We start from the raw sequence: 14,450 nt of genomic DNA on the forward strand, positions 1-14,450 counted from the left end.
CGATGAAGCGTTACGGCTTTCGCGCACGCTCGCTGTATTTCGTCGAGGGCGCGCAGCGCTGGTTCAGCTGGGACGACCCGATCGCGCTCGCCGACGAGGCGCACGCACTCGCCGACTGGTGCCGCACGCGCCGGATCGCGCTCGTGCTGCTGCTCGATCCCGAAGCGAGCCGCGCGGACGACGCGGCACGCACCGACGATGCACCGCTCGTGCGCGACGCGGATCGCACGCCGCGCAGCGGTTTCCACGGTATCTGCTCGGGCGTCGCGCAGTTGCAGCGCACCCATGGCGAGCTGCTGTGGATCGTCGATTTCTGGCGCGCGGGCGATACGCTCGCGGCCGGCGAGGTACGGCCGCTGCGTTTCGCGCCGGGCGGCCGGCTGTCGGCGAGCATCGACGGCGGCGCGACCGAGCCGGCGAACCGGATGAAGCTCGCGAGCGACGAGGATCGCGTCGTCGTCAGCCGCGCGGTGCTCGACGGCACGAACCGCGCGCCGCAGGGCTGGGAAATCGTCGAGGACAACGCGGCCGTCGTTGCCGCCTGCGCGCATGCCCAGGCCGCGACCGCGGTGCTCGCGTTCCGTTCGCATGCGCAGCTCGAAGCGCTGTGCGCGGACGTGCACACGCTGCGCCGGCAGTGCGGCGGTGCGCTGAAGATCGCGGTCGTCGAGCGCGGCGAAGTGCTGCGCCAGCAGTTCGAGATGCTCGTGCTGAGCGTCGGCGCGAGCCGCGTCATCGCACGCGACCTGCCGGTATCGCGACTGCAGGGGGCCGTGCATGCACTGCGCGGCCAGCTCTATGCGCGGCCCGTCGCGGCCGACTATCGTGCGGCGCTCGCGGCCGCGCTCGGCGATTCGGTGCTCGGTTATCTGCCGGTCGGCGCGTTCTGCCTGCGGATTCGCGCGGTGCTCGATCGCGGCGCCGTGCTCGCGCTGCCGCACACGCTCGCGAAGATCGCGCTGCTGCCCGGCGTGTCGCACGTCGACGCGCTGCGGCATTGCCGCCCGCGCCGCGCGGGCGACGTCGTGACGGCCGATGCCGCGCACCTGTACGTGTTCCTGTTCGCGTGCGAACCGGCGGACGCGGAGGACGCGCTCGCGCGCATCTTCGACGTGCCGGTCGACACGCTGTCCGACCGCGTCGTGTGTCTCGGGCAGGGCAGCATCGATATGGAACTCAACGCGCTGAAGGCCGAGAACCGGCGTGCGCCGATCGCCGACTACAGCGATTTGTTCGGGGCCGCGCAGCCGGCGGGCGCCAGTCGCGCCCCGCTCGCGCGCACCGGGCCCGGCGACGCGTTGCCCGACGCAAGCGAAGTGAGCGGTGCAATCGACGCGATCGATACGATCGTCGCGCTCGAGGCGATCGGTGCGACGCCGGCCGCCGCGGCCGCCGACGCTGCGGCGCCGGAACCCGTCATTCTCGCCGCGCGCAAGCGCAGCGCCATCCGCAGCGCGATGCCGCTGCGCAAGGAGGGGGTCGCATGATCGCCGAACTCGTCATCGGATTCATCGTCGGCATCGCGATCGCGGTGCCCGTGTGGATCGTCGCGCAGCATCTCGGCATCGGCCGCGGCTTTCATGCGCCGCGCGGGATCGACCGGCGTGATGCGGTGCCGTGCGAACTCGTGCCGGTCGCGCTGCGCGGGCGGCTGCTGCCCGACGCCGGGCGCGAGCGTGGCGAGCGTGACGGCGAGGCGGCCCGATGAAGACGATCGCGATTACGTCGACGACCGGGGGCGCGGGCCGCACGACGCTCACGGCCGCGCTCGCGGTGCTGCTGGCGCGCCGCGGCAGGCCGGTCGTCGCCGTCGAATTCGACGCGCAGAACCTGATGGGCGCGACGCTCGGCCTCGACACGCTGGCCGAGCACGGCCTCGCGCAGAGCGTGCTCGGCGGCGCCGAGCCGTGGCATGCGCACACGTGGCGTAACGCCGATGGCGTGCTGTTCGTGCCTTACGGGCAGGTCGACGCGGCCGGCGCGGCCGCATGCGATGCGCGGCTCGCGGCGGATCCGGCGTGGCTGTCGCGCGCGCTCGACGAGATCGCGTTGCCGGCCGACGGCGTCGTGCTGATCGACACCGCGCGCTATCCGTCGACGCAGGCCGAGCAGGCGATTCGCCGCGCGGACCTGACGCTTGTCGTCGTGCCGCCCGAGCCGGCCGCCTGCGCGACGACGGCCGCGCGGCTCGATGCGCTCGGGGCGGGCGGCGAACTGCACATCGTCGTGAACCGGCTGAATCCGGCGCGCGACATGCAGCGCGACGCGCTCGCGATGCTGCGTGCGGTCGCGGGGCCGGCGTCGATGCTCGAGCAGCGCATCCACGTCGATGCGGCCGTGCCCGAAGCGCTCGCGCGCGGCAGCTGGATCTTCGACGACGCGCCGTATTCGCAGGCGTCGCACGACCTGAACGGCGTCGCGAACTGGGTCGATACCTGGCTGGCGGCACGCGCGGCCGTTCGCCGCGGAGCGGCGCGATGAACGCGCGCATCGCGCCGCGCCTGCGCGCATTCGGACGCCGCACGGCCGACTGGATCGCGCGCGGCATCGGCTTGCCCGCGCAACGCACGCTGGTCGACTGGCTCGTGCGGCTGTTCTTCCACGCCCCGCCGCCCGGCCGGCCCGATCACGTGCGCCGCTGGGTGCGTGTCGCGTCGCTGCGGCTCGCGCAGGAGTGGGGCGTGCTGCAGCCGCTCAGCCCGCGCGAATGGCTGTGGCGTGCGATCGTGCGGGCGCCGCGCGCGGCCGACGGCCGCCCCGCGCGCGATCCGCTCGCCTGGTTCGACAAGACCGTCGTGCCCGTCTACGTGGCCGGGCGCGCGGTCGGCCGGCGCATCAACGCGTTGCTCGAGCGTCTGCCATGGGTGCGCTGGGGCGGCTGGCTCGATGCGCGCGCGAACGGCGTCGGCCGGCGCCGCTGGCTCGCGCCGCTGCTGCTGGTGGCCGGCGCACTGCTGTGGGCCGCGGCCGGGATGTCGCCGCTGATGCCCGGCGCGCAGTTCGCGTTCTTCGCGATCGTCGCGGTGCTGGCGCTCATGCTGCGCCGCCTGCCGGGCCATCTGCCGACGCTCGCGCTCGCGTCGCTCGCGCTGCTCGCGACGGTGCGCTACGTGTGGTGGCGCACCACGCAGACGCTCGATTTCCGCAGCCCCGTCGAGGCCATCGCGGGCTACCTGCTGTACGGCGCGGAAGCCTATACGTGGATGATCCTGCTGCTCGGCTTCGTGCAGACCGCGTGGCCGCTCGACCGGCCGATCGTGCCGCTGCCCGACGATCCCGACACCTGGCCGACCGTCGACATCTACATCCCGACCTACAACGAGCCGCTGTCGGTCGTGAAGCCGACGGTATTCGCCGCGCAGAGCATCGACTGGCCGAGCGCGAAGCTGCGCGTGTACCTGCTCGACGACGGCCGGCGCCCCGAGTTCGCGGCGTTCGCGGCCGAGGCCGGCATCGACTACCTGACGCGCGACGACAACCGCCACGCGAAGGCCGGCAACATCAACCGCGCGCTGCCGAAGACGCACGGCGAATACATCGCGATCTTCGACTGCGATCACGTGCCGACGCGATCGTTCCTGCAGACGACGATGGGCGTGTTCCTGCGCGACCCGAAGTGCGCGCTGGTGCAGACGCCGCACCATTTCTTCTCGCCCGATCCGTTCGAGCGCAACCTCGGCACGTTCCGCGAGATCCCGAACGAGGGCAACCTGTTCTACGGCCTGGTGCAGTCGGGCAACGACCTGTGGAACGCGACGTTCTTCTGCGGCTCGTGCGCGGTGCTCAAGCGCAGCGCGCTGGAAGAGGTGGGCGGCGTCGCGGTCGAGACCGTGACCGAGGATGCGCACACGGCGCTCAAGCTGCACCGGCGCGGCTATACGTCGGCGTACCTGCCGACCGTGCAGGCGGCCGGCCTCGCGACCGAAAGCCTCGCGGGCCACGTGAAGCAGCGCACGCGCTGGGCGCGCGGGATGGCGCAGATCTTCCGCATCGACAACCCGTTCCTCGGGCGCGGGCTCGGCCTGATCCAGCGGATCTGCTACGGCAACGCGATGCTGCATTTCTTCTACGGGATTCCGCGGCTCGTGTTCCTGACGATCCCGCTCGCGTACCTGTTCTTCCACCTGTACTTCATCAACGCGTCGTCGCTCGCGCTCGCGAGCTACGTGATCCCGTACCTCGTGCTCGCGAACGTCGCGAACTCGCGGATGCAGGGGCGCTACCGCCATTCGTTCTGGGCCGAGGTCTACGAGTCGGTGCTCGCGTGGTACATCGCGCTGCCGACCACCGTCGCGTTCTTCAGCCCGAAGCACGGCAAGTTCAACGTGACCGACAAGGGCGGCAAGATCGACGAAGGCTACGTCGACTGGTCGACGTCGAAGCCGTATCTCGTGCTGTTCGGGCTGAACGTGCTCGCGATCCTCGCCGGCATCTGGCGGCTCGTGGCCGACCAGGGCGACGAGGCGTCGACGATCCTGATCACGCTCGGCTGGACCGTGTACAACCTCGCGATGCTCGGCGCCGCGCTCGCCGTCGCGCGCGAGACCAAGCAGGTGCGCGTCACGCACCGGATCGCGATGCGCGTGCCGGCCACGCTGCTGCTCGCCGACGGCTCGACGGCCGCATGCTTCACGAGCGACTACTCGACCGGCGGCCTCGGCCTCGAAGCGGTGCCGGGGCTCCCGGTCGCCGTTGGCGACACGCTGACGGTGTGCGTGACGCGCGGCGACCGGCCGTTCCCGTTCCCGGTGCGCGTGAGCCGCGTGACGCCGACCCATGTCGGCGTGAGCTTCGAGGAACTGACGCTCGAACAGGAGCGCCAGCTCGTGCAATGCACGTTCGGGCGCGCGGACGCGTGGCTCGACTGGCACGAAGGCCAGCGCGTCGACACGCCGCTCCGCGGGCTGAAGGAAGTGCTGCGCATCGGCCTGGACGGCTATGTACGGATGTGGAAGGGTGCGGCGCGCGGCCTGCAGGCCATGCTGGCGCCGAAACTCGATCGGGCGCGCGACTGACGCGGCGCTCATCATGGAGTGGGTTAGATGACGTTCTGGAATCTGTATTTCATCCTGAAGTTCGCGCTGTTCGCGACCGGGCGCCTGCAGCCGTTCTGGCTCGCTAACCTCGCGTTCGCGGTGGCGCTCGCGATGAGCGCGCCGATCCGGCGGCGGGCGTGGCGCATCGTCCGGCAGGTCGTCGCGATCGCGATCGCGGTGCCGCTGCTCGCGCGCGAGCTGCATGCGCCGCCGCTTGCCCGTCTCGCCGAGGCCGCGCGGGAAGTCAGCACGTTCCGCCTCGACTACTGGATGGAGCTGCTGCCGCGCCTGCTGCCGCCCGTGCTGGTGCTGACGGTGGCCGGCGTGCTGATCGTCTACTTCATCGTCAACCGCTGGCTGCGCGTCGCGACCTTCGTGCTGGCCGTGCTGGTCGTGATGCCGCTGTGGCAGGCCGGCAGCGGGCTGATGGCGCGTGTCGTCGCGCCGCTTCCGCAGCAGGCGAACGCGGCGGGCACGACGCTCGCCGGCCAGCCCGAGGACCACAACGCGGCGCTCGCGACGTTCCGCACGCAGGAGTCGCAGCGACAGGTCGCGTTCGGCCACCTCGGCAGCGATCCGGCCGCACAGTTCGACGTGATCGTGCTGCACATCTGCTCGCTGTCGTGGGACGACCTCGATGCCGCGAAGGCGCGCAACCATCCGATGCTGAGCCATTTCGACTACCTGTTCTCGAACTTCAGCACGGCCGCGAGCTACAGCGGCCCGGCGGCGATCCGCGTGCTGCGCGCGAGCTGCGGGCAGGAAGCGCACGCCGACCTGTACAAACCCGCGCCGCAGCAGTGCCACCTGTTCTCGCAACTGGCGAGCGCCGGTTACTCGGTGCAGTCGCTGCTGAACCACGACGGCCACTTCGACAATTTCCTGCAGGTGATTCACGACAACATCGGCGTGGCCGACGCGCCGATGATCTCGAACGCGGCCGCGCCCGTTGCGATGCACGCGTTCGACGGCTCGGCGATCAAGGACGACTACACGACGCTCGCGAACTGGTATGCGCAGCGCGCGTCGGTGCAAGGCCCGGTCGCGCTGTACTACAACACGATCAGCCTGCACGACGGCAACCGGATCGTCGGCAGTTCGCTGACGAGCATCGACTCGTATCCGCAGCGCGTGACGAAGATGATGAACGACTTCGACCGCCTCGCCGACCTGATCGCGCAATCGGGCCGCCGTGCGGTGATCGTGTTCGTGCCCGAGCACGGCGCCGCGCTGCGCGGCGACAAGTACCAGGTCGCGGGCCTGCGCGAGATCCCGACGCCGCGCATCGTGCACGGGCCGGTGGGCGTGCGGCTCGTCGGCTTTGCCGGCAATCACGGCGCGACGACCGTGATCGACCAGCCGACCAGCTTCCTCGCGCTCGCGCAACTGCTGTCGAACCTCGTGTCGAACAGCCCGTTCAAGCCGGGCACGACGCTCGCGCAATACGCGGCCGACCTGCCGCGTACGCGGATGGTCGGCGAGAACGAGGGCACGGTGACGATGCAGACGGCCGAGGGTTACTCGGTGAAAACTCCGGATGGCGTATGGATCGACGAACAGTAATGCTGCACGGTGACGGCGACGACGATCGCCTGTCGCAACCGAACGACGTGCTCGGCCTCGCGCGGCATCTGCCCGCGCTCGATCCCGGGCGTTACGTCGACGAGCAGGCGCGCCGTGCGTTCATCGAGTCGCTCGATCGCTGGCCGACACTGGCGAAGCTGATGGGATTGAAACCGTCGACGTAACACGGACGGGACGACGGCCGGCATGCGTGCCGGCCGTCGGTTGCCTGCGGGCGATCCTGCCTATTGGGCCTATTGGGCCTGTTGCGCCTTGCGTTCCGGCTGGCGCGTCCATTCGTTTTCTTCGCCCGGCACCTTGCCGAAGGTCTGGTCGGCCCACGCGGCGCGGGCCGCGTCGATCTTCGCGCGCGTGCTCGACACGAAATTCCATTCGATGAAACGCTCGCCCGGCAGGTGCGCACCGCCGAGCAGCATCACGCGTGCGCCGTTTGCGCTGGCGAGCGCCACGGTCGCGCCGGGTTCGAGCACGGCCATCGTCGCGGGGGCGAGCGGCGTGCCGTCGATGGCGAGGTCGCCGTCGACCAGGTACACGCCGCGTTCCTCATGTTCGGCATCGAGCGCGAGCGTGCCGCCTGCCGCGAATTCCGCATACGCGTAGAGCGTCGGCGAGAACACGGCGACCGGCGACGCGAGCCCGAACGCGGTACCCGCGATCACGCGCACGGTCGTGCCGTCACGCGTGAACGACGGCAGCGTGTCGGCCGGATGATGGACGAACGCGGGCGTGGTGTCTTCATGCTCGACCGGCAGCGCGACCCAGGTCTGGATCCCGTGCACCGGCTGCTCGCGCGGCCGGTCTTCGTCGGGCGAGCGCTCCGAATGCACGATGCCGCGGCCGGCCGTCATCCAGTTCACGTCGCCCGGCACGATCTTCTGCCGGAAGCCGAGGCTGTCGTGATGCATCAGCGAGCCGTCGAACAGGTAGGTGACGGTCGCGAGGCCGATGTGCGGATGCGGCAGCACGTCGATGCCGCGGCCGGCCGGCAGCACGGCCGGCCCCATCTCGTCGAAGAAGATGAACGGGCCGACGAGGCGTGCGGCGCGCGCGGGCAGCACGCGGCGCACGACGAGGTTGCCGATGTCGCTTTCGCGCGGCGTGAGCAGGGTCTTGATCGAGGCGGACATGGTGGGGATTCTCGTGGTCGGTGCGGGGCGCGTCAGGCGATCGCCGTGTCGATGGTGATCGGATGCGAGAGGATCTTGTGCACCGGGCATGCGTTCGCGATCTGCAGCAGGCGTTCGCGCTGTTCGCCGGACAGGTCGCCGTCGAGCGTGATGCGGCGCACGATCGTGCTGCCCGCGCTGCCCGATTCGTGCGCGAGCTTCACGTGCACTTCGGCGAGCGGCCAGCCCTTGCGTTGCGCATACATCTTCAGCGTGATCGCGGTGCATGCGCCGAGGCTCGACAGCAGCAGCGCGACGGGCGTCGGCGCGGTGTCGCCGCCGCCGAGCGGCGTGGGCTCGTCGGCGCGCCACTGGTGGACGCCGTCGGTGAAGTGGACGAGGTAATCGACGGCGCCGATGCTTGCTTCGACGGACAGTTCGCTCATTGCGGTTCCATAAGGAGAAAGGGGGAGGCGGCGGCTTGGCCGGGCTTCAGGGTTCGAGCAGGCGCTGCAGGCGCAGCTCCTCGAAATCGAGTTCCGATTCGATCCGGTGCAGCACCGTGTCGTCGACCTTGCCGTCGCGATGCAGGTCGAGCAGCGCACGGCGCGACACGCCGACGAGGTCGAGTTCGACGCGCAGCATGCGTGCCCGCACGTTGGCCGGTTCGGTGCCGTGACGATGCGCGCGTTCGTTGAAGGTCACGCGGTTCCGGTATTCGGCGAGCAGGCGGTCGAGCGAAGGGCGTTCGAGGCTCGACCCGCGCTGTTCGAGCGCGTCGAGTTCGGCGAGCGCCGCGCCGAACGTGTGCGCGCGCACGGCGTGTTCGGACATCGTGTGCCGCGCGGCCGGGCGCAGCTTCAGTACGCGGATCAGCGGCGCGAGCGTGCCGCCCTGCACGACGAGCGTCGCGATGATCAGCAGGAACGTGCTGAACAGGATCAGGTCGCGGCCGGGGAAGGTGGCCGGCAGTGCGATCGCGGCCGCGAGGCTCACGACACCGCGCATGCCCGACCAGCCGAGCACGACGGCTTCGCGCCACGACCACGGAGCGTGGCCCGCGCGCGGCGCGCGCAGGCGGCCCGGCAGCCACATCGCGACGAACACCCACACGAGGCGCGCGCCGATCGCGGCGGCAGTGGCGGGCAGCGCGACGCGCAGGCCGGCCATCAGCACGGCGCCTTCGTGGTTCACGCGTGCGAGGATCGCGTGCAGCGCGAGGCCGATCAGGATGAACACGAGCGCGTCGAGCACGAACACGATCGCTTCCCAGGTCGCCTTCGCCTTGATCCGCATGTCGGCGTCGAACACGCGATGCTGGCGCACGCCGAGCACGAGGCCGCAGGTCACCACCGACAGCACGCCCGAGCCGTCGACGGCTTCCGCGATCCCGTAGCTGCCCCACGCCATCGCGAAGGTCACGACGATGCCGAGCATCGGGTCGCGCAGGCGCGGCAGCACCCAGCACATCGCATGGCCGCACGCGAGGCCGACCGCGATGCCGATCAGCGTCAGCGAGAAGAACAGGCCGGTGGCGCTGGCGGCCGTGATCGATACCGCCAGCGCGGCCGACACGGCCATCTGGTACAGCAGCAGACCCGACGCATCGTTGACGAGGCTCTCGCCTTCGAGCACCGCGACGAGCCGCGCGGGCAGCGGGTGGCGCTGCAGGATCGCCTTCGCTGCAACCGCGTCGGGCGGCGACACGATCGCGCCGAGCGTGAAGCAGGCGGCCCACGGCAGCGCCGGGTTCACGGCATGCACGGCGAGCGCGACCGCGACGGTGGTGAACACCACCGCGCCGAGCGCGAGCGACGCGATCGATGCGAGCTCCTGCCGGAATTCCTTCCACGCGGTGTAGAACCCGCTCGACATCAGCAGCGGCGGCAGCACGGCCACGAGCAGCAGCGCGGGGTCCATGTCGGGCACGCGCTTGCCGGCGACCGCGACCACGCAGCCGCCGAGCAGCAGCACGACGGCCGGCGGAATCGAGATGCGTTCGGCGAGCCACGTGAGCGCGCCCGCGCCGCAGATCAACAGCAGCAGGTAATGAAACAGTTCGACGTTGGTCATGAGCCTGGCGTCACGACGGCTTGCGGTCGTTGGCGGCGCCGCCCGGCAGCGTACCGAACATGTGCTGGCTGCATTGTGCGTCGCGCCATGCGGTATTGAGCCGGTGGCCGGACAGCATCCGGCGCGCGAGCGGGAGGATCTGTTCACCGGCCAGCATGCCGAGCAGGCCGAGGAGCGCGATGATCGGCGGCGCCGGCGAATTCACGCCGAGCGCGCCGTAGATGACGCCGGCGAGGATGCCGGCGAACAGCGACAGAAAATACGGTTTCATGATGAAAACCTCTCGTGGTAGGCTGATCGGGCGCGAAGGCGGTGCCTTCAATGTGCTGGAAGCGTATCGGGTTTACGTGCGGAAAAAAAGGGCGGACAGCCCTCGGAGACCCCCTCTTTCGGAATTCGATCGATTCCATTTCTTGGATGTTCGAGCCGCGACTTTTCCGATTAAATGGCTGCAACCGGAACACGCCAATCCGGGGCAACGCACAGCCGGCTCCTCCGCCATCCCGGTCGAGGCAAGCCTTGAACGTTTCCAGACCAAAGGATGATTCGCGCCATGAGCAACGCCAAACTTGAAGTCCTCACTCCCCACAATAGCCAGATCATCTTCATCGACCAGCAGCCGCAGATGGCGTTCGGCGTGCAGTCGATCGATCGCCAGACGCTGAAGAACAACGTCGTCGGGCTCGCCAAGGCCGCGAAGGCATTCAACATCCCCACCACGATCACGACGGTCGAAAGCGACAGCTTCTCGGGTTACACCTACCCCGAACTGCTCGACGTGTTCCCGAACCAGAAGACGCTCGAACGCACGTCGATGAACTCGTGGGACGACCAGAAGGTGCGCGACGCGCTGGCCGCGAACGGCCGCAAGAAGGTGGTCGTGTCGGGCCTGTGGACGGAGGTCTGCAACACGACGTTCGCGCTCTGCGCGATGCTCGAAGGCGACTACGAGATCTACATGGTGGCCGACGCGTCGGGCGGCACGTCGAAGGACGCGCACGACTACGCGATGCAGCGGATGATCCAGGCCGGCGTCGTGCCGGTCACCTGGCAGCAGGTCGCGCTCGAATGGCAGCGCGACTGGGCGCGCCGCGACACCTACGACGCGGTGATGGAGATCGCGAAGGAACACTCGGGCGCGTACGGGATGGGCGTCGACTACGCGTACACGATGGTCCACAAGGCCGCCCAGCGCACCGCGACGCCGCACGAGTCGATTCCGGCCGTGCCGGCGAAGTAACCGGCCGCATGCGGCCGCCCGGTCAGACGGGCGGCAGCGCCCACGGCGCGTGCGACAGGTGTTCGACGAGAAAATCGAGCAACGCCGTCACGCGCGCGGCGCGCAGCATGCCGGGCGGTGTGACGAGGTTGACGTTGATATCGGGAATTTTCCAGTCATGCATCACTTCCTCGAGCGCGCCGCTTTGCAACTCGTTCCACACCAGGAACGACGGCTGCAGCGCGAGGCCCTGGCCGGCGATCAGCGCGGGGCAGAGCACGTCGGCGTTGTTCGCGCGAATGCGCCCGCGCACCGGCACGCCGAATTCCTCGCCCGACGTCTTGTGGCGGAAGCGCCAGTATTCGGGCGTCGGAATGTTCGTGTAGGTCAGGCATACGTGCTGGTCGAGTTCGCTCGGATGAGTCGGCCGGCCGTGCCGGTCGAGATACGCGGGCGACGCGACGAGCGGCCGGCGCACCGCGCACAGGCGGCGCGCACGCAGCGACGAATCGTTCAGTTCGGCGATCCGGATCGCGACGTCGAAGCCGCCGGACACGATGTCGACGAAGTGATCGGTCAGCACGAGGTCGACGTCGACGCGCGGATAGCGCTCGAGAAACGCGGGCAACAGCGGCGCGAGATTGCACAGGCCGTAGGACATGGGCGCGTTCACGCGCACGAGGCCGTGCGGTTCGAGCGCATGCGCGGAGGCTTCGCCTTCGATCAGCTCGGCATCGGCGAGCAGCCGGATCGCGCGATCGCGCAGCAGCTCGCCGGTCGGCGTGAGCGACAGCTTGCGCGACGTGCGGTACAGCAGCATCGCGCCGAGGCGCTTTTCCAGGCGGGCGATCGCTTTCGACACGGTCGGTTGCGATACGCCGAGCAGGTCGGCGGCCTTGGCGAACGAACCGGTCTCGGCGACGCGCGCGAAGATGGCCCAGGCTTCGAGATCGGGAAGATGTTGCATGGCTGGAAGGCGTGGCGGGCAAGCGAAGCGGGTGGGGCGGCAGCGGATCGCGCCGCGTGCGCATGGCGCCCGTGCGGGCGGAAATGCGGGTCATTCTAATCCAGTCGTGAGGAGCGTATGGAATCGTATGTCGTTTCATTGGGTGCCGGCATGCTGGTCGGCGTCATGTACAGCGTGGTCAAGGTGCGCTCGCCCGCACCGCCGCTGATTGCCCTGGTCGGGCTGGCCGGCATGCTGGTCGGCGTCGCGGCTGTCGCACCGGTCCGTCACTGGCTCGGTTTCTGACTGGATCGAGGACACATTGATGAACGCACCCGCCACTCAACCGGATCTGATCCTTCACAACGGAAGGTTCACGACCCTCGACCGCGCGAACCCCGTCGCGACCGCCGTCGCAATCAAGGACGGCCGCTTCGTCGCGGTCGGCCACGACGCGGACGTGATGCCGCTCGCGGGCCGCGCGACGAAGGTCGTCGATCTCGAGGGCCGCGGCGCGCTGCCGGGCCTGATCGACAACCACTGCCACGTGATTCGCGGCGGCCTGAACTACAACATGGAACTGCGTTGGGACGGCGTGCCGTCGCTCGCGCTTGCAATGGACATGCTCAAGCGGCAGGTGGCGATCACGCCCGCGCCGCAATGGGTGCGCGTGGTCGGCGGCTTCACCGAGCACCAGTTCGCCGAGAAGCGCCTGCCGACGATCGACGAACTCAACGCGGCCGCGCCCGATACGCCGGTGTTCATCCTGCACCTGTACGATCGCGCGCTGCTGAACGCGGCCGCGCTGCGCGTGGTCGGCTACACGAAGGACACGCCGGAGCCGCCGGGCGGCACGATCCTGCGCGATGCCGCGGGCAACCCGACCGGGCTGCTGCTCGCGAACCCGAACGCGACGATCCTGTACGCGACGCTCGCGAAGGGGCCCAAGCTGCCGTTCGAATACCAGTACAACTCGACGCGCCACTTCATGCGCGAACTGAACCGTCTCGGCGTGACCGGCGTGATCGACGCGGGCGGCGGCTCGCAGAACTATCCGGACGACTACGAGGTGATCCGCAAGCTGCACGACGCGGGCGAGATGACGATCCGGATCGCGTACAACCTGTTCACGCAGAAGCCGAACGCCGAGAAGGAAGACTTCGTGAACTGGACGAAGAGCACGAAGTATCACGACGGCACCGACTACTTCCGCAACAACGGCGCGGGCGAAATGCTGGTGTTCTCGGCGGCCGACTTCGAGGACTTCCGCGTCGCGCGTCCGGACCTGCCGGCGCAGATGGAAGACGATCTCGAGGGCGTCGTGCGCGTGCTCGCGCAGAACCGCTGGCCGTGGCGCATGCATGCGACGTACGACGAAACGATCAGCCGCGCGCTCGACGTGTTCGAGAAGGTGAACAAGGACATCCCGCTCGAAGGGCTGAACTGGTTCTTCGATCACGCGGAAACCATCACCGAAAAGTCGATGGATCGTATCGCGGCGCTGGGCGGCGGCATCGCGGTGCAGCACCGGATGGCGTACCAGGGCGAATACTTCGTCGAGCGTTACGGCGCGCAGGCGGCCGAAGCGACGCCGCCGGTCGCGAAGATGCTGTCGAAGGGCCTCAAGGTGTCCGCCGGCACCGACGCGACGCGCGTGGCGTCGTACAACCCGTGGGTGTCGCTGTCCTGGCTCGTGACGGGCAAGACGATCGGTGGCTTGCGCATGTATCCGCAGCGCAACCTGCTCGATCGCGAGACCGCGCTGCGCATGTGGACCGAATACGTGACGTGGTTCTCGAACGAGGTCGGCAAGAAAGGGCGGATCGCGGTCGGGCAGCTGGCGGACGTGGTCGTGCCGGATCGCGACTTCTTCGCGTGCGCGGAGGACGACATCGCGGGCACGACCGCGTTGCTGACGGTGGTCGGCGGCCGGATCGTGTGGGGCGCGGGCCCGTTCGCGTCGCATGACGCGCCGATTCCGCCCGCGATGCCGGACTGGTCGCCGGTGCGCGAGTACGGCGGCTACGGCGGCTGGGGCGCGACGCAGCGCAGCGGCGCACCGCTGCAACGCGCGGCAGCCGCCGCCGCGATGTGCGGCTGCGCGAATGCGTGCAACGTGCACCAGCATGCGCACGCGAGCGCGTGGGGCAGCACATTGCCGACGTCGGACGCGAAGGGCTTCTGGGGCGCGTTCGGCTGTTCCTGCTGGGCGGTCTGACATGGCGACGACAACCGGCCGGTACAGCCCCGCGTGGATTCGTGCGCTGCTCGCGCAGCCGTGGATCGGCGCGCTGGTTCGACTTGCACTCGTGTCCGCCTTTCTGATCGGCGGGATCAACAAGGCGATGCACTTCGACGCAGCAATCGCGGAGCAGGCGCATTTCGGTTTGCACCCGCCCGCGTTGTGGGCTGCACTGGCGGTCGTCGTCGAGATCGGCGGCTCGCTGTGCATCGTGTTTCGCCGCTTCACGTGGCTCGGCGCCGGC

Annotated in this window: 16 protein-coding genes; 11 read left to right on the forward strand and 5 right to left on the reverse strand. The window is 69.4% G+C overall.

Annotation, left to right across the window (positions count from 1 at the left end):
• The 6 genes from bcsE to ABY44_RS18010 form a co-directional block, all read left to right on the forward strand.
• Positions 1-1,487, forward strand: a 1,487-nt coding sequence (bcsE, locus tag ABY44_RS17985; protein WP_431641517.1) for a cellulose biosynthesis protein BcsE, incomplete at its 5' end; no start/stop codon positions are given.
• A complete protein-coding gene (locus ABY44_RS17990) occupies positions 1,484-1,708 on the forward strand; it encodes a hypothetical protein (RefSeq protein ID WP_060173863.1) in 225 nt (74 codons plus the stop codon). The genes bcsE and ABY44_RS17990, both read left to right, overlap by 4 nt.
• Positions 1,705-2,481 (forward strand): cellulose biosynthesis protein BcsQ, encoded by a 777-nt coding sequence (bcsQ, locus tag ABY44_RS17995; protein WP_027787776.1) that lies wholly within the window; start codon positions 1,705-1,707, stop codon positions 2,479-2,481. Before ABY44_RS17990 ends, bcsQ begins: the two co-directional genes overlap by 4 nt.
• Positions 2,478-5,015, forward strand: a complete 2,538-nt coding sequence (gene bcsA / locus ABY44_RS18000) for a UDP-forming cellulose synthase catalytic subunit (RefSeq protein WP_027787775.1) — start codon at positions 2,478-2,480, stop codon at positions 5,013-5,015. The genes bcsQ and bcsA overlap by 4 nt, the downstream gene beginning before the upstream one ends.
• 27 nt (positions 5,016-5,042) lie before the next feature.
• Complete coding sequence (gene bcsG / locus ABY44_RS18005) at positions 5,043-6,599, forward strand: cellulose biosynthesis protein BcsG (protein ID WP_431641519.1); 1,557 nt, start codon at positions 5,043-5,045, stop codon at positions 6,597-6,599.
• Positions 6,581-6,784 carry a hypothetical protein gene (locus ABY44_RS18010; RefSeq protein WP_027787773.1) on the forward strand — a complete coding sequence of 68 codons (204 nt, stop codon included), beginning with the start codon at positions 6,581-6,583 and terminating at the stop codon, positions 6,782-6,784. The genes bcsG and ABY44_RS18010 overlap by 19 nt, the downstream gene beginning before the upstream one ends.
• A gap of 69 nt (positions 6,785-6,853) precedes the next feature.
• On the opposite strand, the gene ABY44_RS18015 is transcribed toward ABY44_RS18010, so the two are convergent.
• From ABY44_RS18015 to ABY44_RS18030, 4 genes are read right to left on the reverse strand one after another with little or no spacing between them, the layout of a single operon-like run.
• Complete coding sequence (locus ABY44_RS18015; protein ID WP_060173864.1) at positions 6,854-7,747, reverse strand: pirin family protein; 894 nt, start codon at positions 7,745-7,747, stop codon at positions 6,854-6,856.
• Between the two features lie 32 nt (positions 7,748-7,779).
• Positions 7,780-8,172 (reverse strand): OsmC family protein, encoded by a 393-nt coding sequence (locus ABY44_RS18020; RefSeq protein ID WP_021160831.1) that lies wholly within the window; start codon positions 8,170-8,172, stop codon positions 7,780-7,782.
• 46 nt (positions 8,173-8,218) lie between these two features.
• On the reverse strand, positions 8,219-9,799 hold the full coding sequence (locus ABY44_RS18025) for a cation:proton antiporter (RefSeq protein ID WP_027787771.1): 1,581 nt from the start codon (positions 9,797-9,799) through the stop codon (positions 8,219-8,221).
• Positions 9,800-9,809: 10 nt separating this feature from the next.
• A complete protein-coding gene (locus tag ABY44_RS18030) occupies positions 9,810-10,070 on the reverse strand; it encodes a DUF1427 family protein (protein WP_027787770.1) in 261 nt (86 codons plus the stop codon).
• Between ABY44_RS18030 and ABY44_RS18035 the strand changes: the two genes are divergently transcribed.
• Together ABY44_RS18035 and ABY44_RS18040 are read left to right on the forward strand one after the other, a co-directional pair.
• Entirely contained in the window at positions 10,069-10,344 is a 276-nt protein-coding gene (locus tag ABY44_RS18035) for a hypothetical protein (RefSeq protein WP_155637971.1), read from the forward strand. The genes ABY44_RS18030 and ABY44_RS18035 overlap by 2 nt on opposite strands.
• 8 nt (positions 10,345-10,352) lie before the next feature.
• Positions 10,353-11,039: a hydrolase gene (locus ABY44_RS18040; protein ID WP_060173865.1), complete on the forward strand. Its 687-nt coding sequence runs from the start codon at positions 10,353-10,355 to the stop codon at positions 11,037-11,039.
• Positions 11,040-11,061: 22 nt separating this feature from the next.
• Here the strand turns inward: ABY44_RS18040 and ABY44_RS18045 are convergent, their stop codons facing one another.
• Positions 11,062-11,985: a LysR family transcriptional regulator gene (locus ABY44_RS18045; RefSeq protein ID WP_027787768.1), complete on the reverse strand. Its 924-nt coding sequence runs from the start codon at positions 11,983-11,985 to the stop codon at positions 11,062-11,064.
• A gap of 117 nt (positions 11,986-12,102) precedes the next feature.
• On the opposite strand from ABY44_RS18045, the gene ABY44_RS18050 reads away from it, so the two are divergent.
• The 3 genes from ABY44_RS18050 to ABY44_RS18060 form a co-directional block, all read left to right on the forward strand.
• Entirely contained in the window at positions 12,103-12,270 is a 168-nt protein-coding gene (locus ABY44_RS18050) for a DUF1427 family protein (protein ID WP_060173866.1), read from the forward strand.
• A gap of 19 nt (positions 12,271-12,289) precedes the next feature.
• Entirely contained in the window at positions 12,290-14,182 is a 1,893-nt protein-coding gene (locus ABY44_RS18055; protein WP_431641524.1) for an amidohydrolase, read from the forward strand.
• A gap of 1 nt (position 14,183) precedes the next feature.
• Positions 14,184-14,450: DoxX family protein (locus ABY44_RS18060; RefSeq protein ID WP_148095276.1), on the forward strand; the 267-nt coding region annotated here is incomplete at its 3' end.

The organism is Burkholderia sp. ZZQ-2 (assembly GCF_050768715.1).
GTDB lineage: Bacteria > Pseudomonadota > Gammaproteobacteria > Burkholderiales > Burkholderiaceae > Burkholderia > Burkholderia cepacia.

Excerpts from the sequence above, each read along its gene's own strand:
- ABY44_RS18040 (WP_060173865.1), top strand. The coding sequence starts at position 10,353 with ATGAGCAACGCCAAACTTGAAGTCCTCACTCCCCACAATAGCCAGATC.
- bcsG (WP_431641519.1), top strand. The coding sequence starts at position 5,043 with ATGACGTTCTGGAATCTGTATTTCATCCTGAAGTTCGCGCTGTTCGCG.
- ABY44_RS18030 (WP_027787770.1), bottom strand. The coding sequence starts at position 10,070 with ATGAAACCGTATTTTCTGTCGCTGTTCGCCGGCATCCTCGCCGGCGTC.
- ABY44_RS18035 (WP_155637971.1), top strand. The coding sequence starts at position 10,069 with ATGATGAAAACCTCTCGTGGTAGGCTGATCGGGCGCGAAGGCGGTGCC.
- ABY44_RS18020 (WP_021160831.1), bottom strand. The coding sequence starts at position 8,172 with ATGAGCGAACTGTCCGTCGAAGCAAGCATCGGCGCCGTCGATTACCTC.
- ABY44_RS17990 (WP_060173863.1), top strand. The coding sequence starts at position 1,484 with ATGATCGCCGAACTCGTCATCGGATTCATCGTCGGCATCGCGATCGCG.
- bcsA (WP_027787775.1), top strand. The coding sequence starts at position 2,478 with ATGAACGCGCGCATCGCGCCGCGCCTGCGCGCATTCGGACGCCGCACG.
- ABY44_RS18010 (WP_027787773.1), top strand. The coding sequence starts at position 6,581 with ATGGATCGACGAACAGTAATGCTGCACGGTGACGGCGACGACGATCGC.
- ABY44_RS18045 (WP_027787768.1), bottom strand. The coding sequence starts at position 11,985 with ATGCAACATCTTCCCGATCTCGAAGCCTGGGCCATCTTCGCGCGCGTC.
- ABY44_RS18015 (WP_060173864.1), bottom strand. The coding sequence starts at position 7,747 with ATGTCCGCCTCGATCAAGACCCTGCTCACGCCGCGCGAAAGCGACATC.
- bcsQ (WP_027787776.1), top strand. The coding sequence starts at position 1,705 with ATGAAGACGATCGCGATTACGTCGACGACCGGGGGCGCGGGCCGCACG.
- ABY44_RS18025 (WP_027787771.1), bottom strand. The coding sequence starts at position 9,799 with ATGACCAACGTCGAACTGTTTCATTACCTGCTGCTGTTGATCTGCGGC.
- ABY44_RS18050 (WP_060173866.1), top strand. The coding sequence starts at position 12,103 with ATGGAATCGTATGTCGTTTCATTGGGTGCCGGCATGCTGGTCGGCGTC.
- ABY44_RS18055 (WP_431641524.1), top strand. The coding sequence starts at position 12,290 with ATGAACGCACCCGCCACTCAACCGGATCTGATCCTTCACAACGGAAGG.